Raw genomic sequence first — 20,593 nt, 5'->3', positions numbered from 1 at the left:
AAAAAATAGATATCAGATGTTATTCAATTAAAGGGCAGGTTAGCTCAAGCACAAAGATTAAACTAATTTTTAGAAAGCAAATATATCGAGAATGAAAATAATAACTTTTGAATTAAACGATGACTATTGATCGCTAACGAATCGATAAATAGTCGCTCCTTTCTAAAAGCTATCTATTAATATGTATAAAAATATATCAATAGCTTGAAATGTTCCGAAATTCAAAAAACATATAAAGGTATCTATAACAAGAAAAAACTGCATATTTTTTAGGACCAGATTTTTGGGTAAGGCTAATGGAGATTGTGAAAAAGTACACTTAAAATAAAGAATACAGTTTAGGTTGATAAGATAAAATTATGAATTTGTATAAATAATTCATAATTTTCTTTGTGATTCATATTTGATATGTTAAAGAAAAGAGAGCGTTTAATCCAACTAAAATATATGTAGAATGAGGTTTTAAATGTTTATTTTCATTATATTAGACGTAATAGTGCCAATATTAATATTGATGCTAATTGGTGCAATCTTACAAAGGAAGTTCCAATTTAACTTAAAGCAGCTATCTACACTTATTAATTATTGCTTGATGCCAGCGGCTGTATTTGTGAATATATATGATATTAGTATAGAAACAGGTTTGTTGCTCCAGATCATGTACTATTTAATGTTTTATAGTCTGAGTCTAATGCTAGTAAGTCATTTTATTTCAAAAACATTAAAGTTAGAAAAAGGAGAAAGTGCAGCTCTAAAAAATAGCATTTCGTTAATGAATTCCGGTAATTATGGATTACCAGTAAGTCAATTGATTTTCAGTCACAATCCAGTGGGGGTTTCCATTCAGATTTTCATTGTGATTTTCCAAAACCTTTTAACTTATTCATATGGGATTTATAACTTACTATCAGCAACAAAAACAATCGGAGGTATTATTCAATCATTTATAAGACTGCCTGTATTTCATGCGCTCGTACTAGGGATTCTCTTTCAATCGTTTACAATTCAAATACCTAATTCTATCTTTCTACCTCTTAATCAGCTTGCGAATAGTTTTGTTGCCATAGCACTCATATTGCTAGGAGCACAATTAGCCAACATTAAGCTTAATTTTTTCCATAGAGTCATAACATGGTCTTTAATTGGAAGGTTACTGATGGGGCCATTATTAGCACTTTCCATGATCTACCTCTTAAACATTGATGGAATTGTTGCACAATCATTATTTATTGCAAGTTCTTTTCCTACTTCAAGAAATACATCAACTATTGCTATGGAGTATCAAATAGAGCCTGAACTACATGCACAAATCGTTTTATTTTCAACACTTTTCAGCATTATTACAGTAACTGTCGTTATTTATTTGTCATATATTTTGTTTTGAATATACGTTTAAAACCGAATGGATTTGAGGCGGTAAATGATGGATGGAAATCCCATTGATATGAGAGGAAAACAGTCTATGATATATTGGGGGGCGTTTACAATTGTACCGTGTCTGATAATCAAGTGGCTTAATTCAAAAAAAGGAAACTCGTTACGGGTTATTTCGTATGAAAATCTTTAAAGCATCTGCATATAGACTTGCGAAAAAAGACATAATTTCGCTTATAATTGACGTTACGTGAGCTTAGTTTGATAGCGATGGGGTGGGAGTGTCAAGTAAGAATTTTTTCTTTATTGATTTTATGCGGTTTTTTCGCAAAATTGTAACTAAGGGGGGATTCCAAGTTGAGTAAACAGAATATCAGCACAACAGTTTCAGGAGATATAATTGTTACCCATCTAGTTGGAAATATAAAAACAGATGATGTGTATGAATGGTTTAATGGTTTTGAGCAGGTTTGTCAGCAATTCATTTCTGAAGGGCGGAAATACAAATTGTTGGTGGATAGAAAAGGATACACGCCAAATCATTTTTCTGTTCAAAAAGTATGGAAAGAGAAGTTCTTCAATGAAATCATTTTGAATAACAGTACGGCAATTGCATTTCTCCTTGAAGAGGGGGAGATAATGGATTATTTACAACAATCTAATACGAAAGAATCTGTGAGATTTTTTGATGATTATGAACAAGCGCTAATTTGGTTGAATGAATATCCAATATAAAACCTGTATTGAAGCAGTTGCCCTCAAGCAACTGCTTTTTTTGTCCGTAATTGTTGCCGTTATTTTTCTTCACAGATTCTTGTCCAATTGTTTGTCTGATCCTAAAAAACGTTTGTTCAAAGCTAATTACTATTTTAGCTAAGTGATAGATTACATTTTATGAGTACGAGAAAGTCTTTTTATAAGTTTAGCAAGGACAGAAGTTAATTCCTGTTTCATACGCTTCGTAAACGATGGGTCCTTACCTGAAGTTGAAATAGTGACAACATATTGATTATTTCTTATAACGCCAGGTGTGTGAAAAGATGATTCTGTACCATCACTTACAACGTTAACCCACTGGAAATCATGAGCGGCCTGTTTGACCATCATATTTACAGCGTGTTGATTTGTAGCTGCATAAATAAGGTGAGCATCTTTAATATCATCATTACTAAAAGCTTTTTGCTTCCAAGTAATATAAGAAAGTTCCTTCATTTCCTCGCAAATTTCTGGGCTGACAACAGTGACGAAAGCGCCTGTATCTTTTAATCCAGACGCTTTTCGATATGCAATTTTACCTCCACCAATGATAATGACCACTTTATTTTGTAGATTAAACATAAGAGGGTACATGTTATACATATATGCATTCCTCCATTCGTTCTAACAATGTTAGTTTCATATATGTATCAAACTGAAGACAGTTACAAGTCGTAACGTGATCATATTTTTTTGTATGCAATTCAATTTTTTGAAGTAATAATCCGGTAAAGAGAAGGTACGGCATGACATATACATGGGACGCAGTCGATGTTATATCCTTGAGCTCAACAGCAAAAGAGGGAGTTCCTTTCGTTAAAAAGGAACAGGATACTGGCATACCAAGTTTTCGTTCGACAGCTGCTCCGATTAGTTGTAACTCATGTATCGGTTGTGTATCACTACTGCCTCGTCCTACGAGTAAAATACTACTATTTTGCATTGGCATAGCTTCACGTATTCTTTTCACTACAAGTTCCACCATATGTGGATGTGTACTAAAAGGAGGTACAACTGAAAATGTTATTTGTGGATATTTCTTTTGTAGTTGCTCTATTTCAAAAGGAATATCACGTTTATAGTGAGCTGCTGCAAATAATAAAACAGGTACAATCATTATTTCAGTTACTCCCTCTATTATCGTTTCTGTAACTGCATCCGAAATAGTAGGTGTCGTTAGTTCTAGAAAAGCTATTTTTTGAATTCTTTCGTTTCGCTCTTTCATAACAGATTGAATAAATTGAATGAATTGTTCATTACCTTCTTGTAGCCGGCTCCCATGTCCAACATATACAATTCCTTTCATTGTCTCACCATGTCTTTCTTCATAAGAGTTTCTTGTAATTGATGATCTACGTTATGAAACCCAACTTTATTTGCATAGTGTAAAGTTGGAACGTCGGTATACGAGAATGGGAGAGTAAGAATATTGATAAAGCCAAGGCGTTTTATTTCTGCTAGAAACGTATCAATAGAAGCACGACCTTCAAATACAATGCTATCCCATGAGAATTCAGAAAGAATACGTGAATGAATTTCATCGAAGCGATGATCAATTGTGTACTCATGAGTCATCATATAGGAACCAGCACCAATTTTTTCTTGAATAACAGCAATTCGGTTAATGTTTCGTCCTAAATAAATCGTTGAATTCGAAGAAAATTGCGCAGGTTTACTGAACAATCCATATTGCATGAGCTTTTCTTGAATAGAAAGGTTCATATACTGAAGTTCTGCCTGTAAGGAACGAATATCTTTATAATATTTACTGCATGATTGCATTAAGATGTCTACACTGTCAGCGGAACAAAATACAAGACGATCAACGTTAAAAATCTTATTGATTTGTTCAGAGGTTAATGTGTATTCTTTCTTTTTGAAAGTTGGAATTTGATATATTTCTGCACCGGACTCTTGTAACATTTGCTTTATTGCGCTTTTTTTATTTGTTGCAGATGCAAATAAAACTTTTTTCTCGTGTAATGGTTTACGTTCTTTCCAAGCGATCTGATCCCGTAAGGAAACGACATCACCAACAATTGTCATAGAAGGATTAGAAATATTCTCGTTTTTGACGATAGGAACAATAGTTGAAAGTGTTCCTGTGACAACGCGCTGTTTCCCTGTCGTACCCCATTCGATGACTGCTATTGGTGTATCTTCCTTTTTGCCTGCTTGTAGTAAATTTTCGCAAATTGTAGGTAAGTTTTTTATACCCATGTAGTAGGCGATTGTGTCGCTATTGTGGGATGAATTATATTTTCCATGATCGGTTAAAGGACCTTTCGCATGCCCAGTTAATAAAGTGACGCTATTACTATAGTTGCGGTGGGTGAGGGGGATGCCAGCATAGCTACTAGCGGCGATGCTAGATGTAATGCCTGGTACAATTTCATATGGAATGTTCGCAGATGCTAAAGTTTCTGCTTCTTCACCAACACGGCCAAAAATAGATGGATCTCCGCCCTTTAAGCGGACTACGATTTTTCCTTCTTTCGCAAATTGAAGGAGGTGGGCGTTAATCATTTCTTGTCGCATAGTATGATTCTTTGGCATTTTTCCGCAATAAATAAGTTCGCATGTTTCTTTTGTATAACTAAGAAAGAAAGGGTTTAATAAACGGTCATATAAAACGATATCTGCACGATTTAAACAATCTATCGCTTTCTTTGTAATAAGCCCTTCATCACCTGGTCCTGCACCAACTAAATATACATATCCGTTCATAATCGCACCTCATCTATTTTTATGTAAAAGGAAGCCAGGGGGAGGCTTCCTTTCGTAAATTACATGTATATATAAATATCCCCGTCAATAACTTCTACTTCATACGTTTGAATACAACCGTCATCAGGTTTTTGAACTTCACCTGTTAGTAATGAAATTTTCCAATCATGTAGTGGACAAAAGACGAATTCGCCAGACACAATTCCTTCTGCTAACGGTCCGTTTTTATGAGGACAACGATTTTCTACAGCTCGAACATCGCCATTTGAAAGGCGGAATAGGGCGATAGATATACCTTTCATTTGCACCTCTTTACCGATTTGAATAGGAAGGTCTTCTGCACGCATAATTTTTATTTTATCTTTCGTTTGTATCATATAAATCACAGCTCCTTATTTCACAGTTTCTACTTCATACATCGCTTTTAACGACTTCGTTTCTATTGCTTGTCCCCAAGCTTCTTTATATGTGCCACGAGCTGTTTGGAAGCGTTCATTTAGTGTAGTGACCATATTTGCATCTTGCAGTATTTCTTTTATGTGATCGAAGCCTAAACGCTCTGTCCAGTAGGCAGTACGCTCTCCGTAAATACCAGTTTCACGATAATATTGCATGTAAGCTGTAGCGATGCGAAGGACATCATCTTCAGTAGGGACAATCATTACAAAATCAGCTTCGCGTACTTCCGTACCACCATTTCCGCCAATATAAAGTTGGTATCCATTTTCGACACAAACAACGCCAAAATCTTTCGTCAGTACTTCCGCACAGTTACGCGGACAGCCCGTTACACCCATCTTCATTTTATGAGGTGTATCTACCATTTCTAATGATTGTTCAAGCAACATACCAAGTCCTAATGAATCTTTCGTACCGAAACGGCAGAAACGAGAGCCAACACATGATTTTACATTACGAAGAGATTTTGAATACGCATATCCAGAAGTCATATTTAATTCAGCCCATACGTTAGGTAAATCTTGTTTCTTAATACCGTATAAGCCAATTCGGCTCGCACCTGTAATTTTCACAAGTGGAACATCGTACTTTTTCGCAACTTCAGCAATTTTCATTAAATCATCAGCTGTTGTAACACCTCCGTACATGCGTGGAATAACAGAGAATGTACCATCGTGCTGGATGTTACCATTCATTCTTTCATTCACGAAACGGGATGATTTATCATCTTCATATTCTTCTGGAATCGCCATACGTAAATAGTAGTTTAAAGCAGGACGACATTTTGAACAGCCTTCTTCAAGTACAAAACCAAGAACGTTTCGTACTTCTTTTGGAGATTTTAAACCTTTCTCATGAATGGCCGCTACGACTTTATCACGTGATAAAGGTGTACATCCGCACATACCGGTAGACTGCACAGAAGCATCAAAAGCATCTCCAAGTGTATGAGATAAAACTTGTTCTACAAGCGGACGACATTTACCACAAGACCCTGCGGCTTTCGTACAGCCTTTAACTTCTTCAAAAGTCTTTAACTCTTGTTCTAAAATGGCGTGAACGATTGTGCCTTTCGTAACACCATTACATCCGCAAATCGTGTCATCAGCACTCATAGTAGCAACGTTAAGTTCACTTTCTTCACCAGCTTTGTGAAGAATGGAAGCGGCTGTATATTCTTGTATATCTTCTTCTTTCTTTAACATGCTAAAGAGGCGTGTTCCGTCAGCTGTGTCACCATATAAAACGATACCGATGACTTTATTGTCACGAATTAATACTTTTTTATAGGAACGTTTACATTCATCAAAGATTGATATTGCTTTCGTTTGAGCATCTTCATAAATTTGACCAGCAGAGAATAAATCACAACCTGCAACTTTTAATTGCGTACCGACAATACTGCCCGAATATCCATCAGTTTGTAAATTTGTTATATGTTTTGCTAATATCGCACCTTGTTCATAAAGAGGAGCAACAAGTCCATATGCGATACCGTCATGCTCTGCACATTCTCCAACTGCATAAATGGACTCATCATTTGTTAGCATATAGTCATTGACTACAATACCGCGATTTACAATTAAACCAGCATCTTTTGCTATTTGCGTATTTGGGCGTATTCCGACAGCCATTACGACTAAATCACAATCTACAACTTCACCATCTTCAAATTGAATGCCCTCAACATGGTCTGTACCAAGAATTTTTACAGTTTTCTTTTCCATTAGAAATTTCATGCCTTGCGCTTCCAAATCTTCGCGTAATAGAGAAGCTGCTTTCGTATCTAGTTGCTGCTCCATTAAGTTTGGCATTAAATGAACAACATGTACGTCCATCCCTAAGTCAATAAGACCTCTTGCGGCTTCTAAACCAAGTAACCCACCACCAATAACAACGGCCTTTTTCTTTTCTTTAGCGGTGTCTATCATAAATTTTGTATCTTCAATTGTTCGAAATCCTGTTACACCAGGAAGAGTAGAACCTTCAACAGGTAAAATAAAAGCACTAGAACCTGTTGCGATAATGAGTTTGTCATATGTAAGAGTACGATTTTTTTCGGTGATAATGATTTTTGCTTCCCGGTTAATAATTTGAACTCTTTCGTTTGTATATAAAGTTATTTCGTTTTCTTCATACCAACTGTATTCATTCATAATGATATCTTGCATATTTGTTTTGCCTTGTAAAACGTGAGAGAGCATAATGCGATTGTAGTTTGGATGTGATTCATCTCCCAAAATAGTAATCTCATATGAATCACTATTATGTTTTAATATTTCTTCCATACAGCGTATTCCAGCCATACCATTTCCGATCATAACTAAACGTTTTTTCATTTTCGTTTCCCCTTTTTCTGTGAAATGTTGAACAAAGGATTATATTTCTATTATAGAAAATCCAAAAAAGGGGAGATGTGATATTTATCACATTTTTATAATGATTCACAAATTGTTAAAATTCGGATTTATTCGAGAGGGATGTGTATATTCTTTACCAAATGAAAAAACAGGACATAAGTATGTATACTCATGTCCTGCACTTGATTTATACTCTCGTAATTGCACGTGGAAATAAAATGTTATTTTCTAAATGAATATGCTCAAATAAATCAGACTCTAGTGCTTCAAGGCGTTGGTAAACAAGTCGATAAGTGCCGCAAGCTCCTTCTGGAGGAGTAAAGTCATTTGTAACTTTACGAAGCTCTTTAATAATGTTGCCTGCGTGGTTATGTTCATTTTCCAACTTATCTACTACTTTACGTAAATTCACATAGTTTTCTTCAATTGGATTTTGTTCAAATTCTAAAATTAATGGAAAATCTTCTGTTTCTTCTTTAATTAAATGTTGTTCTAATTCCATCTTTAATTCGTGAAATAGCTTATGAATTTGAGCTAAATGAGGCTGACTTGCCCCATGAACACGTACTACTTTTGTCACATACGGACTTAATTGTGGCAACTCTTCATTTAAATAGCGATGATGCTTATTTATAACATAATCAATCAATTCGCGATAAGAAGCATTTTTCCAATCAATTTCAGATTCATTTAATCGTTTCATATTATTATAAAGCGTATTTAACTCTGTAAGCACTTCAGTAGCTGATAAATTTCTTTCATGAATTGCATCAATAAGCGGTTTATTGCCACCACAACAAAAATCTATTCTATATGATTTAAAAAGATCACTAGCTTTCGGGAATTGTGTAACAATCTCACCGACAATAGAAGTTTCAGTAAATGTATGTTCCATATGAATGCCTCCATAAAGTTTAAATGTAATATCTGAATTAAGAATAGCGATAAATTAAAATCTATGTAGTGATTGAAATCACTTATTCTGTGTCATTTTTGAGAATAATAATAAGAATGTTATTAAAATAAGGGGGGAAAGTAATAAGTGGTAATATTTTACGTTAATAAAAAAGAAGCTTAGTAAAAGCTTCTTTTTCATTATTATTTTTCACATGCAATTCCATCGCCATCACGATCAAGATGAGAGCTATAACCTGGTTGCCCTTTATGTAAAGGAGCTTTCCCAGCTGCTCTAACTGCAGCACAATTTTTGTAGTATGCACTATCAGTATTACCATTAGCTGGTTGTGTGTGAGCTTGCTGTGCTTTTTGCTCTTCTTGTTGCTTCCGATTTTGTTCGTCAGCTAGGCGTTTTTGTTCTTCTTGTTGTTTACGAGCTTGTTCATCAGCCTGACGTTTTTGTTCTTCTTGTTGCTTACGAGCTTGTTCATCAGCCTGACGTTTTTGTTCTTCTTGTTGTTTACGAGCCTGTTCATCAGCTAGACGTTTTTGCTCTTCTTGTTGTTTACGAGCTTGTTCATCAGCCTGACGTTTTTCATCCTCTTGCTTACGAGCTTGTTCATCAGCCTGACGTTTTTCATCCTCTTGCTTACGAGCTCGTTCTTCGGCTAGACGCTTCTCATCTTCTTGCTTTTGAGTTTTTTCGTCCGCCTCTTTCTTTTCTAGCTCTTTTTTCTGTTCGCTATCTTTTTGCTCTTCATTGTTAGAGGCAACTTTTGTACTAGTTGCTGTCGTTTTTTCAGAAGAAGGAGCTGAAATACCTAATAACGCAACAAAAATGACAAATAATACGGCTGTAATAATAAATTGTTTTTTCGCTACACCTGTTTTCTTAATAACAGATAAGATTGCTAGCACAAGGAAGAAAATAAATAAAACAAAACTTAAAATAGAAAAGAATTCAACAATTGGGTTATTAGAAGTTTCAGCACTAGTTATTATTGATACAATCGAAATCATAAAAAGAATAACGGCAGGACGACCATATTGTTTTGCTTTTCCATTTTTCTTAAAGAATGAAATGATACATAAAATTAAAAGAATAAAAGCAATAAAAAATAAAGCAGCACCAATATTACTCAAAATCGCCATTTTCATACCTCCATTTGTAAGATTTTTCTTATTGATTATATAGGAACTTATTGGATATTACACGTTTTATATAAATTTAGAAAATTAATATTTTTCCTAAACTTATAAACATTTATTTTGTATATAAGGAAAAATAGATATATTTCCTATTACTTTTTGAAAGAGATTTCATAAATTATAGTATATCGATTGAAAGGAGGAGATTTGAATGGAATTTCAATTGTTGGTAACTTGTATATTACAAGAAGGTAATGCTTACTTTTTAGTAACGAAGGTAGACGATGTTATTACGTTAAAAGTACCGATTACTGCGGGAGTAGCAGGTTTATTCTTAGCTGTAGGTGTACCAAGATGTTCTTAATTTAAATCTCTATAGTAGAAGGGGAAGGGACATGCCTTCCTTTTCTACTATTACATAATATAATTATGTAAACTTAAATATCATATTTGTGATAGCACGTTTGAAATGGACATGCATATACTATAATGTTTCATTGGATGTTAGCGGTGAAAGGTAGTTTTAATAAGTGCATCCAGTGATGTTTTTAAGCTATGAAAATAAAAGAGGTGCTATTATATATGAAAAGAAAAACATTGGATATTCCAGTTACATTGCGAAGAGAGTGGTTTTTAATAGAGTTAGCTCATTTAACGAAAAAATATGGAATTGAAATTGCAACTAGCAAAATGGATGCTGCACCGTTTTTAAGAGATCAAGTTACGGAGTCAAAGATAGGGGAAGGGCTACAATACGATAAATATGATGATGAGTATATAATTGAAAATTAAAGGGTAACAACAAAATTAAATTAATTTATAACAAAATATAAAATAAAGCAGATTCTAAATATAGAATCTGCTTTATTATGAAATACTTGTAGTCAACTAGCCTCTTTCTAGTGTTTTTCCTACATATTTCTCTTGCGTTATTCCAAAAGAGTCACGAAGAATGCGAGCATAATCTTTAGAGCCTATTGGTCGTTTATTTTTGGTGCCTTTAAAGGTTTCTGTATAATTTTTATTTGTTAATGATATGTGACCATAAGTAGTTAATTTACAAGTGATAGCTCCTTTATTAAAAGGAGATTCTTTATGCTCTACAATCACTTTTTGAATGTTATTCACTTTTTTCTCATCTATTGGATCTACAGTGAAAGCATAGCCTATTTTCCATTCGTTTGAAGGTTCAGATTGTAAGAAACTTGTAGATTCCCCGTTAGCTCCTTTTCTCATTTCTAAAATATGCGTACCTTTTCGAGTATTTTGCTTACGAATTCGATATTCTCCTGTTTGAGAGGAGATGACTTCTCCGTTAAAAGGGACTGGATGTAAAGGGAGATGAGATGCAAAACCTGCATCCACAACATAATCTTTATCCTCATGACTTAATATGATAATGACATGACCATCATCGGGTTTCCATTTATTATCGTACAGATCATAAACAGTACCGGCTACTTTGTATACTTGAAACCCACAATCAATTAAAAAATAATACAATAAGGAGTTTAATTCATAACACAGTCCACCTCGTTTTTGAATAAGTAACTTTTCTATTAAGTTATCTTTTGAGATATTTTTAATAGTACCAGCCATAATATCAAGATTTTCATAGGGGAGAATCATTCCCATTTTTAACAGAATTTCATCTAAATCATCAAATGTTATTTCTTTTGCAGGAATTTTTAAGCGTTTAAAAAACTCCTTTTGTAAATTGGTCATCATAAAGTATTCTCCTTTCTTTTTACAGAATTTTCTTCTGCTCACCGATAGGTTAGTACTTCTAAAAAGTTAATTCAAGTGCGCGGAAATTATCATAATATATGTTTCTGGAAATATGATTTTCTATTCGGAAATTTCAGTTTAATTTTTAATCGTAGGAAAGTCATATAATATAAGCTCCTTTAAAATTAGTTTGTATTTAATGAAAAGAAAGTACATATCTTTATTATATTTTTCAATAATTAACTAGTAATAAAATATTTTTTTACTAAAATTTTTTCAAGATTTGTATGCTTTATATAAACAATAATGATTTAAAAAATATCTGGGTGTAGCGAAGTTAACAATTATTGAGAAACTTTTTTGTCGTATTCTATCAAAAGGAAGAGGTAGAAACAAAGAGAATAACGAGAGTTAAGGAAGAGGGTATACAACTAGTAACCTTCTAAAAATAGGGCTAACATCTTTTTAAAATAAAAGATTAGCTATTATTAAGGAAGGGAAAATATAAAATATTATAAAGAACACCTTCTTTCAAAAAAATAGGGGGAGTAATATGCGACTGATGAGAAGATGTGTGGCCTTACTAATTGTATTTTTTATCATGACTCCAACGATTAGCACAAATGTACAGGCAGAAGTTGTAAAAGAGCTTGGAAAGGGGTTTCCTGATACAGAAGTATTCACACCTGGAGAATGGTTTTTAGGCCAAAAACCAGCTAATTATGATGAGAATAAACCGCCAATTCTCTTTGTACAAGGAAGAAATGGTAATGCTGATAGTTGGTATGGAAAGACAGTATATCATGATATAAATGATATGTATGATTATGCTTTAAAAGCAGGCTATCAAACAGTGTTTATACAATTGTATGATGCAGCGGGGAAAGGTTCGGCTAGTCAGTGGGATAATGGAAAATTGTTAGCACAAAAACTTGAAGAGATATATAATCATTTCGGTAAAAAAGTTAATATTGTAGCGCATAGTAAAGGTGGTATTGATACACAAGCCGCATTAGTTGAATATGATGCGAATCGATTTGTTGGAAATGTTATTACACTTGCTACACCGCATCACGGCTCAAATTTAGCAGATTTGTCATATAGTTGGTGGGCAGGGTGGCTTGCTTCTATATTAGGTCAAAAAGATGATGGTACGTATTCGTTACAAATAGGTGAAATGGCAAAGTTTCGTTCAATAATAGATAACAACCCAGCAGCTAAATTAAACCGTTACTATACGGCTACTGGAACTAGCTGGGGACCAACATTTTCTGCATTATCTATGGGCGGGTTATATTTATCATCGTACGGTTCAAATGACGGACTAGTAAATGAATGGAGTGCGAAGCTATCGTACGGTACACATTTATTTACAGATTCCAGATTTGATCATGACAATATAAGAAAAGGATCAGCTGTTTTTGCACGAATTGAACCATATTTACGTACGACAAATGTGGGATTACCAGCTTTAGTAGCACCCAGCAATAGTTCAAATGAAAATCTAGAACAATTAAATACAACTTCAAATCAAAATATTTTAGGAGGCGAATTACCACAAAATCAGTGGATAGAGCAAAGTATTTCTGTTGATAAAAAGGCTGAAGGAATAGTTTCTGTACTAACTGCTTCTTCTGATGTAGAAGTACAAATGGTATCTCCAAAAGGAAAAATCTATGCAAATAAAGATAGCGCTATAACTACTGGTGAAGGCGAATCTTTCTTTAATGGGGCGACAATTAGAACATTTAAGTTTGATAAATTGGAAGTAGGCGAATGGAAAATCAAAATGATGGCGAAGCAGTCGAAAGATGCATATTTAGTTGTAAGCGATTACAAGGATGACGCACCATTTGTTCTTCGAATGCCTACAAAAGTTAAAGTAAATAAACTTGAGTATAAACTCAAAAAATCACCTGTAGCACCTGAAATGAAAGGGGATCTTTCCATAACAGTAAGAGTCGTTAATAAAGAAGGTAAGTTAGTCTCTGAATTTAATGAATTACAAAATGTTCATACGAATACATTTTCAGGTGCTTTGAAAGATATAAAACAACCGGGAGTATATAACGTTACGATGGATATAAAAGGGATGAATAAAGAAGGAAAACCATATAATCGTACGATTGTTAAGTCGGTTTATGTAGAGAAATAAGGAAGAATAAATAAGCATAATAAAAAAGTGCAGAAATCTTGTGTTAGAAAGAATTCTGCACTTTTTTATGTGGGGTGAGATAATAAAAGTTGAAGAAAACTGTTATTCAATAAAAAAAGATGCTGAAATAGTATCTGAATGTGAAGAAATAATATTACCTCCGATTCTTAATAAATTAAAACCATATAGTAGTATGTGGAAATTAATTGCAATTGGCATGTATGCTTGTACTATAAAAGGAAATAGATTTGGAATATAAAGCGGTCAAATAATGAAATGTAGTATTTGGGTATTACCTGTAACACCTTTTGAAGATGATAAGCTTCAAAATTTGATAGAAAAATCAATGGAATTTCTAAATGGATTGAAGTAACAAGGAAACGTTTATCACGCTATTTTCCGAGCAGTAAGACTCCCACCTCAAAATTCAGCGAAAGCAAAGAAGTTAGATGGGGGATGAACTAAACCCCCACTCATTAAAATTTCACTTTACTATATTAATTTCGTCTGACAAAATAGCAATATTACCTTTAGCTGTATGGATGTTATCATTTGGTGAAGTTATGATATTTAATCGTATGTATATTAGATTATTTAGTTTATTTTTTATTTGCGTAGTTGAGCAGGAAGAAGTCAGAAAATATAGAATAATGTACATATGAAGCATCATTTGTTTTTGGTGTGAATAGTAATTAAAGATACGCTAAAATATTTAAAATTGTAACGAAAGAGAGATTAAATAATAGAAGGAGCAACTTACATGGAAAATATATTAAAGGTATCTTCAAAATCAAGCCCAAATTCAGTCGCAGGTGCAATAGCAGGAGTACTAAGAACAAGTGGTAATGTGGAAATTCAAGCGATTGGGGCTGGAGCTATAAATCAAGCGATTAAAGCAATTGCGATTGCAAGAGGGTTCGTCGCTCCAAGTGGTATTGACTTAGCTTTTGTTCCAGCATTTCAAGAGATTTCTATTAATAATGAAGAAAGAACAGCGATTAAATTAATTGTAGGTCCTAGAAAGAAAAGGTCTTAGTAGAAGAGAGTGTTACTATAAGGGGAAAAGGCCAATAGACTTCCCATGTTAGATACGTTATTTTATGTAACCGATCTCCTTGGGTGTGGAAACGGCATTATACCGGATGCATGTCTGTTAAGTTCTCCTTAAACTTAGCGAGTGTTCTAGATACTTAAAAATCAACAACACTAAAACTGCTCATTCTTCTCCCAAGATTCAACGATATAGTATGAAAATTTTAGTTAGATCATCTAAAAGGAAGTAGTGACACTTAGTAGAAATAAATACGTGAGAATGTTGTGTGATTTATGGAGATTTAGGAGGTAATTTAGATATGTTAAAGAAACTTATGAATTGGTCAGAATCAATAACACATAAGAAAGTACTAGAAATTTGTGAAAGAAATAATGCTGTTGCTTATCCTTAACAATTAAGCATGTTATGAAAGCAAAAGACATATACAAAAAACATGAAGATTATGTAATAAATCAAATTGAATGCGATACAATCCTAGGATTGGCAAGTGTCACTTTAAGTCAGTTTGAACAAGGAGAAGAGCTTTTTGTTAAGTGCTTGGATATGGCTAAAAAACATAACTGTACTCGACTAATCACCTTAATTCAATACAACTTAGGTTTTCTTTATGCAAAACAAGGTATATCCGCAACTGCAATTCGACATTTAATGGATGTGTATAAATCTGAAAAACCATATCATAAAACTGTATTCTTACTGGCTCGAGAACATTTCAAAGTAAATGAAATTGAAAAAGCACAAGAATTTTTGACTCAAGGCTTTGAATTAGCTGATGTTGAATATACACATCATTTACGAATACTTCGAGCACAATACGATGAAAATTATAAGCAGAATCTAGAAACAACGATTGCAGATGGACTAGATTACTTTGAATCCCAAAAACTTTATGGATTTATGGAAGAGTACTCTGGAATTTTAGCGAAAAAACTTTATCAAGAAGGTAATCATGAGAAGGCTAGCCAATACTTTAATATATCTTATGATGCTAAAGAATTACTTCAGAAGGGAAGTGCGTTAAAATGAAAAAAGTACTAATAGGATTTTTTAGTTTTGCTGCTGTTTTAACTATTGGAAGTTTTACAGAATCTTTTACATCACAAGCTGATCATGGTAGACCACCTGCACCACAAAGACCAGATTATATTTCTAATGTGGCCGATTTTGATCACGGTAGACCACCTGCGCCGGCATACGAATACGGCGATACTTATATTGATCATGGTGAGCATATCTAAAACAAAAAGAGGACGTGATATATACGTCCTCTTTTTGTTTTATTTTAATTACGACCGAATTATATTTGAAATAATATAAAGGATAATGTTCTAGTATATCAATTCCATCAATAATAATGTCTGCGTGTGGCTTGCTATCAAGAAACTGTCCAAGTGTCAACAGGAACAAGTGTTAGTTTCTCATATAAATCTCATAATTGAGAATTGGTTTAAATAACCGGTGCAACAACAGCGAAATGCGATTCGTATATTTGCTCACATTTTGTTTACGTACTATATAAAAAAGTATGAAAATCTATAAAAATAATTATTTCAATAAAATTTGTTTTAGATATTAAAAAGTGCCAAAACCCTTGTGGTATAAGGGATTTGGCACTTTTGTGTTTTTTATATTTTATCAAATAAACAACCCTAAAACTGCTCATTCTTCTCCCAAGATTCAACGATATAATGTGCAATCGTCGGATTGAAGCCTTTACCAACTAAAAACATAATGGCAGCAACTTCTGTTAATGCGTGTTCATGTGATGTATGTTTTGCTTCATTTAAACCGTAATCTACCCATGGTTTTACGAAATCTAGTACGGGTTTCTTGAAAGGTAAAAACTGTGTACCGACAACTTGTTGAATTTGTTGTTGTGTTGGTTCAGTAATTGGTCCAGGTGGCAATATTTGTGGTTGTGTAATGTCTAGTGTTGGTCCAGGCGGTAAAATTTGTGGTTGAGTTGGATCTATTGTTGGTGGTTTAGGTGGTGAGACACGTGCGTCGTAGTTTGGTTGATACATTTGTTGTTGGTATTGCGGTTGTTGTGGTTGAGTTGTGTATGGGTTTTGTGGTGCTGCATATGGATTTTGAGGATATTGTTGTTCTTGGTTTTGTGGTGCTACATATGGATTTTGAGGATATTGTTGTTCTTGGTTTTGTGGTGCTGCATATGGATTTTGTTGATATTGTTGTTCTTGGTTTTGTGGTATTACATATGGATTTTGAGGATATTCATAATTTGGACGTGCGTCATATGGATTTTGTTGAAATTCAGTTTCTTGGTTTTGCGTTGTTGCATATGGGTTTTCATCATATTGTGGTTCTTGCTGTTGTAACTCTTGTTCTTCGTATTGTTCTGTGTATCTCTGTTCTTGTTGTTGAGGATACAATGGTTGCCTTGGATAAGGCGGTTGATTATTATAGAACATGTTTATTCCTCCTTCATGATGATGCCTACCACCTAGTGTATGGGCGGACAAGAAAATATGTGATGAAAAAATGCGGGCGTGTTACAATAAGTAACTGGGTGAAGATAAAATGACAAAACAAGAAAAAATTCAAAAAACAATTACTTTTGTAAAACATATTTTAGAAAAAGATGCGAGTGGGCATGATTGGTATCATATTGAACGTGTACATAAAATGGCGATTTCTTTATCTGAGCAAGAAGGTGGAAATCGTTTTATAATTGAAATGGCAGCATTACTTCACGATGTGGCAGATGAAAAGCTAAATGAAAGTGAAGAAGCAGGAATGAAAAAAGTTTCTGATTGGTTAGAAGAGCTGCGGGTTGAAGAAGAGGAAAGTAAACATATTCTTCATATCATCGCCAATATGTCTTATAAAGGTGGCCATGGCGGCACATTAGAGTCACTTGAAGGGAAAATTGTTCAAGATGCGGATCGTTTAGATGCTCTTGGTGCAATAGGAATTGCTCGTACATTTGCATATGGTGGGGCGAAAGGGAGATTAATGTATGACCCAACTATTCCGCCGCGTGAAGAAATGACGAAAGAAGAATATAGAAAAAATAATGATCCATCTTTAAATCATTTTTATGAAAAACTTTTGAAATTAAAAGATTTAATGAATACGAATGCAGCAAAACAAGAGGCTGAAATTCGTCATCGTTATATGGAACAGTTTATTGAACAATTTATGAAAGAGTGGAATGCACAAATATGAAAATGTTAACTGTGGAGAACTTATCAAAATCATATGGGGAAAAGCCGTTATTTGATGGATTATCATGTAGTATTACAGAAGGACAACGTGTCGGAATTATTGGTGTAAACGGAACTGGTAAATCGACATTATTAAAAATTATTGCAGGATTAGAAACTCCTGATACAGGTGATATGACGCATTCACGTGGGTATACAATTAGTTATTTATCACAGCAACCAGAGTTTGATGAAAAACTGACAGTATTAGAGCAAGTGTTCCATGGTGATACACCTTTAATTCGTCTTCTTCGTGATTATGAAAAAGCACTATTAAATATTGAAAAAGATCCAAGTAATGAAAAAGTACAGGAACAATTATTTGCAGTGCAGCAACGTATGGATGCAATGAGTGCATGGGAAGCAAATGCAAATGCGAAATCTCTTTTAACGAAATTAGGAATTACGGACTTCACTGCAATTGTTGGGAACTTATCTGGTGGACAGAAAAAACGTATCGCAATGGCACAATGTTTTATTGAAACACCTGATTTATTAATTTTAGACGAGCCTACGAACCATCTTGACCATGAAACAGTTGAATGGTTAGAAGAATATTTAGCGAGATATACAGGTTCGGTATTACTTGTAACCCATGATCGTTATTTCTTAGATCGTGTGACGAATCGTATTTTTGAATTAGATAATGGTAAATTATATAGCTACGAAGGAAACTATAGTACATTTTTAGAAGCGAAAGCACTTCGTGAAGAGCAAGAATTGGCACAAGAATCGAAACGCCAAAATTTATATCGTCGTGAACTTGCTTGGATTCGTCGTGGTGCAAAAGCCCGTTCTACGAAACAAAAGGCGCGTATTCAGCGTTTTGATGAGCTAAAGGCACAAGAAGGACCAGCTGCAAAACAGTCAGTTGATATTGCACTAAGCGGAAGTCGTCTAGGAAAGAAAGTACTTGAGTTAAAAGATGTAACGAAAAAATTTGGCGATAAGACGGTATTACATAATTTTAATCATATTGTGAAACCGGGTGATCGTATCGGAATTATTGGGGCGAATGGAAGCGGGAAATCTTCCCTATTAAATATGCTTGCAGGTAAGTTATCTCCTGATAGTGGTGAAGTTGAAGTAGGACAAACTGTAAAAGTTGCTTATTATACGCAAGAAAATGAAGAGATGAATTTAAATCAGCGTATGATTGAATACATTAAAGAGATTGCAGAAGTTATTCATACGACAGATGGAAAAGTAATTGGTGCATCTCAAATGTTAGAACGTTTCTTATTCCCGACGCATTCACATGGTACACCACTTGGTAAACTATCTGGTGGTGAAAGAAGACGTTTATATTTATTACGTATTTTAATGGGAGAACCAAACGTACTTTTACTTGATGAACCTACGAACGATCTAGATACACAAACATTAACAGTACTAGAAGATTATTTAGAAGATTTCCCAGGTGTCGTTTTAACTGTATCGCATGACCGTTACTTCTTAGATAAAGTAGTAGATGAACTGTTCATCTTTACTGGTGGAGGCGAAGTGCGTGAGTTTTTAGGTAGTTATACAGATTATTTAGAAATGGAAAAAACGAGAGAACTTATGGAGAAAGCGGAAGTTCAAAAAGAGAAAAAAGTTGTAGAAGAAGCTCCAAAACAACAACGTAAACGTAAACTTTCATACAATGAACAGCGTGAATGGGAAACGATTGAAGATACAATTGCCGAACTTGAAGAGAAAATTGAGTCAATTGGAGAAGAACTTGCGAAAGTTGGATCTGACTTCACAAAGGCACAAGAATTATCTGAAGCACAGCAGAAAACAGAAGAAGAGCTAGAAAAAAAGATGGAAAGATGGAGTGAACTATCAGACATCGTTGAAGGATTAAAATAAAAACAAGCTGCATATATTGAAAAGTAAAGAGAAAAACTTTACACTATTGGTAGAACCTATTTTAGGAGGGAAAAAATGAGAACATCTAATCCAATGTTGAAAAAAGAGGCATTCCGTAAAGAGGGAGCAAGCGCTTCTGCGATGACGATTGGCGGAACAGTAGGCAAAACGTTTATTATGCTTATCTTGCTACTTGCAACGTCTGTCTATTCATACATACAGATGATGCAGGGGACGATGAAGATGCCAGTATTAATTGGTGCTTTAATCGTTGCGGCAATCATCGCATTCGCGTCTATGTTCTTCCCGCGTATTTCACCTTTTGGTGCACCAATCTATGCAGCGGTAGAAGGGGTTGTGTTAGGAAGTATTTCAGCAGTTTATACAATGAAATTTGGCGATTCTATCGTTTTAAATGCTGTATTACTAACAATCTCAATTCTATTTGCAATGTTAGTGTTATATGCAACACGCGTAGTAAAAGTAACGGATAAATTCCGTACTGGCGTTATGGCAGCAACACTTGGAATTATGGTTATGTATTTAGTCGTATTCCTACTAAATATGTTTGGTGTAACTGTTCCATACATTCACCAAGGTGGTACAATCGGTATTATTATTAGTGCAGTTGTTATTGTAGTTGCTGCATTAAACTTATTACTAGATTTCGATTTAATCGAAAATGGTGTACGTAGTCAAGCTCCGAAATATATGGAGTGGTATACTGCGATGGGACTAATGCTTACATTAGTATGGTTATACTTAGAAATTCTTCGTTTTGTTTCTTACTTTACGAAAAATGACTAATAAAAAAATCCTGCATGAAAAATGCAGGATTTTTTTATTTTCAAAG

The 20,593-nt window shown here is 34.2% G+C and carries 20 protein-coding genes and 1 pseudogene; 12 read left to right on the top strand and 9 right to left on the bottom strand.

From position 1 onward, the window contains the following. Positions 1-466: 466 nt before the first annotated feature. Positions 467-1,384 (top strand): AEC family transporter, encoded by a 918-nt coding sequence (locus F3I02_RS26705; RefSeq protein ID WP_000469521.1) that lies wholly within the window; start codon positions 467-469, stop codon positions 1,382-1,384. A 347-nt stretch (positions 1,385-1,731) separates the two neighbouring features. Beyond that, positions 1,732-2,109: a hypothetical protein gene (locus F3I02_RS26700; protein WP_002181618.1), complete on the top strand. Its 378-nt coding sequence runs from the start codon at positions 1,732-1,734 to the stop codon at positions 2,107-2,109. 150 nt (positions 2,110-2,259) lie between these two features. On the opposite strand, the gene F3I02_RS26695 is transcribed toward F3I02_RS26700, so the two are convergent. The 7 genes from F3I02_RS26695 to F3I02_RS26665 all read right to left on the bottom strand — a co-directional run bounded on the left by F3I02_RS26695 (position 2,260) and on the right by F3I02_RS26665 (position 9,725). After that, positions 2,260-2,733: a precorrin-2 dehydrogenase gene (locus F3I02_RS26695; RefSeq protein WP_163051531.1), complete on the bottom strand. Its 474-nt coding sequence runs from the start codon at positions 2,731-2,733 to the stop codon at positions 2,260-2,262. Next, complete coding sequence (locus F3I02_RS26690; RefSeq protein WP_163051533.1) at positions 2,726-3,436, bottom strand: sirohydrochlorin chelatase; 711 nt, start codon at positions 3,434-3,436, stop codon at positions 2,726-2,728. Before F3I02_RS26690 ends, F3I02_RS26695 begins: the two co-directional genes overlap by 8 nt. Beyond that, the gene (locus F3I02_RS26685; RefSeq protein ID WP_046946368.1) at positions 3,433-4,857 is read right to left on the bottom strand and encodes a uroporphyrin-III C-methyltransferase; all 1,425 of its coding nucleotides are present in this window, start codon (positions 4,855-4,857) and stop codon (positions 3,433-3,435) included. The genes F3I02_RS26690 and F3I02_RS26685 overlap by 4 nt, the downstream gene beginning before the upstream one ends. Positions 4,858-4,916: 59 nt before the next feature. Further along, positions 4,917-5,234 (bottom strand): nitrite reductase small subunit NirD, encoded by a 318-nt coding sequence (gene nirD / locus F3I02_RS26680; RefSeq protein ID WP_000616667.1) that lies wholly within the window; start codon positions 5,232-5,234, stop codon positions 4,917-4,919. 15 nt (positions 5,235-5,249) lie between these two features. Then, complete coding sequence (gene nirB / locus F3I02_RS26675) at positions 5,250-7,655, bottom strand: NADPH-nitrite reductase large subunit (protein WP_196478585.1); 2,406 nt, start codon at positions 7,653-7,655, stop codon at positions 5,250-5,252. Positions 7,656-7,863: 208 nt separating this feature from the next. Beyond that, positions 7,864-8,571 (bottom strand): iron-sulfur cluster repair di-iron protein, encoded by a 708-nt coding sequence (gene ric / locus F3I02_RS26670; protein WP_000401365.1) that lies wholly within the window; start codon positions 8,569-8,571, stop codon positions 7,864-7,866. A gap of 203 nt (positions 8,572-8,774) precedes the next feature. Then, positions 8,775-9,725 (bottom strand): excalibur calcium-binding domain-containing protein, encoded by a 951-nt coding sequence (locus F3I02_RS26665; protein ID WP_196478584.1) that lies wholly within the window; start codon positions 9,723-9,725, stop codon positions 8,775-8,777. Between the two features lie 208 nt (positions 9,726-9,933). Between F3I02_RS26665 and exsG the strand changes: the two genes are divergently transcribed. Together exsG and F3I02_RS26655 are read left to right on the top strand one after the other, a co-directional pair. After that, entirely contained in the window at positions 9,934-10,086 is a 153-nt protein-coding gene (exsG, locus tag F3I02_RS26660) for an exosporium protein ExsG (RefSeq protein ID WP_163051537.1), read from the top strand. A gap of 218 nt (positions 10,087-10,304) precedes the next feature. Further along, positions 10,305-10,514, top strand: a complete 210-nt coding sequence (locus F3I02_RS26655) for a hypothetical protein (RefSeq protein ID WP_000824206.1) — start codon at positions 10,305-10,307, stop codon at positions 10,512-10,514. Between the two features lie 96 nt (positions 10,515-10,610). Here the strand turns inward: F3I02_RS26655 and F3I02_RS26650 are convergent, their stop codons facing one another. After that, positions 10,611-11,450, bottom strand: coding sequence for an arylamine N-acetyltransferase family protein (locus F3I02_RS26650; RefSeq protein WP_000988899.1), 840 nt, complete (start codon positions 11,448-11,450; stop codon positions 10,611-10,613). Positions 11,451-12,003: 553 nt separating this feature from the next. On the opposite strand from F3I02_RS26650, the gene F3I02_RS26645 reads away from it, so the two are divergent. The 5 genes and pseudogenes from F3I02_RS26645 to F3I02_RS26625 all read left to right on the top strand — a co-directional run bounded on the left by F3I02_RS26645 (position 12,004) and on the right by F3I02_RS26625 (position 15,897). Then, complete coding sequence (locus F3I02_RS26645; protein ID WP_001238712.1) at positions 12,004-13,605, top strand: esterase/lipase family protein; 1,602 nt, start codon at positions 12,004-12,006, stop codon at positions 13,603-13,605. Positions 13,606-13,645: 40 nt separating this feature from the next. Beyond that, complete coding sequence (locus tag F3I02_RS26640) at positions 13,646-13,864, top strand: hypothetical protein (RefSeq protein WP_000893486.1); 219 nt, start codon at positions 13,646-13,648, stop codon at positions 13,862-13,864. Positions 13,865-14,365: 501 nt separating this feature from the next. Then, positions 14,366-14,641 (top strand): stage V sporulation protein S, encoded by a 276-nt coding sequence (locus tag F3I02_RS26635; protein ID WP_000427801.1) that lies wholly within the window; start codon positions 14,366-14,368, stop codon positions 14,639-14,641. A 405-nt stretch (positions 14,642-15,046) separates the two neighbouring features. Further along, positions 15,047-15,685: pseudogene (locus F3I02_RS26630) on the top strand (aspartate phosphatase); the annotation flags it as partial. Further along, positions 15,682-15,897: a hypothetical protein gene (locus F3I02_RS26625; protein WP_000756629.1), complete on the top strand. Its 216-nt coding sequence runs from the start codon at positions 15,682-15,684 to the stop codon at positions 15,895-15,897. The pseudogene F3I02_RS26630 and the gene F3I02_RS26625, both read left to right, overlap by 4 nt. A gap of 411 nt (positions 15,898-16,308) precedes the next feature. On the opposite strand, the gene F3I02_RS26620 is transcribed toward F3I02_RS26625, so the two are convergent. Continuing rightward, positions 16,309-17,091, bottom strand: a complete 783-nt coding sequence (locus tag F3I02_RS26620; protein WP_046946361.1) for a hypothetical protein — start codon at positions 17,089-17,091, stop codon at positions 16,309-16,311. Positions 17,092-17,200: 109 nt separating this feature from the next. On the opposite strand from F3I02_RS26620, the gene F3I02_RS26615 reads away from it, so the two are divergent. From F3I02_RS26615 to F3I02_RS26605, 3 genes are all read left to right on the top strand, one after another. Continuing rightward, positions 17,201-17,848, top strand: coding sequence for an HD domain-containing protein (locus F3I02_RS26615; RefSeq protein WP_000165964.1), 648 nt, complete (start codon positions 17,201-17,203; stop codon positions 17,846-17,848). Continuing rightward, positions 17,845-19,740, top strand: a complete 1,896-nt coding sequence (locus tag F3I02_RS26610) for an ABC-F family ATP-binding cassette domain-containing protein (protein ID WP_000783169.1) — start codon at positions 17,845-17,847, stop codon at positions 19,738-19,740. Before F3I02_RS26615 ends, F3I02_RS26610 begins: the two co-directional genes overlap by 4 nt. Before the next feature lie 75 nt (positions 19,741-19,815). Next, positions 19,816-20,547, top strand: a complete 732-nt coding sequence (locus F3I02_RS26605) for a Bax inhibitor-1/YccA family protein (RefSeq protein WP_001260655.1) — start codon at positions 19,816-19,818, stop codon at positions 20,545-20,547. Positions 20,548-20,593 lie beyond the last annotated feature (46 nt).

Source organism: Bacillus sp. SRB3LM (assembly GCF_015712745.1).
GTDB lineage: Bacteria > Bacillota > Bacilli > Bacillales > Bacillaceae_G > Bacillus_A > Bacillus_A thuringiensis_K.
Note: the sequence above shows the minus strand (reverse complement) of the source record. Positions and strands in the feature narration are given on the sequence as shown.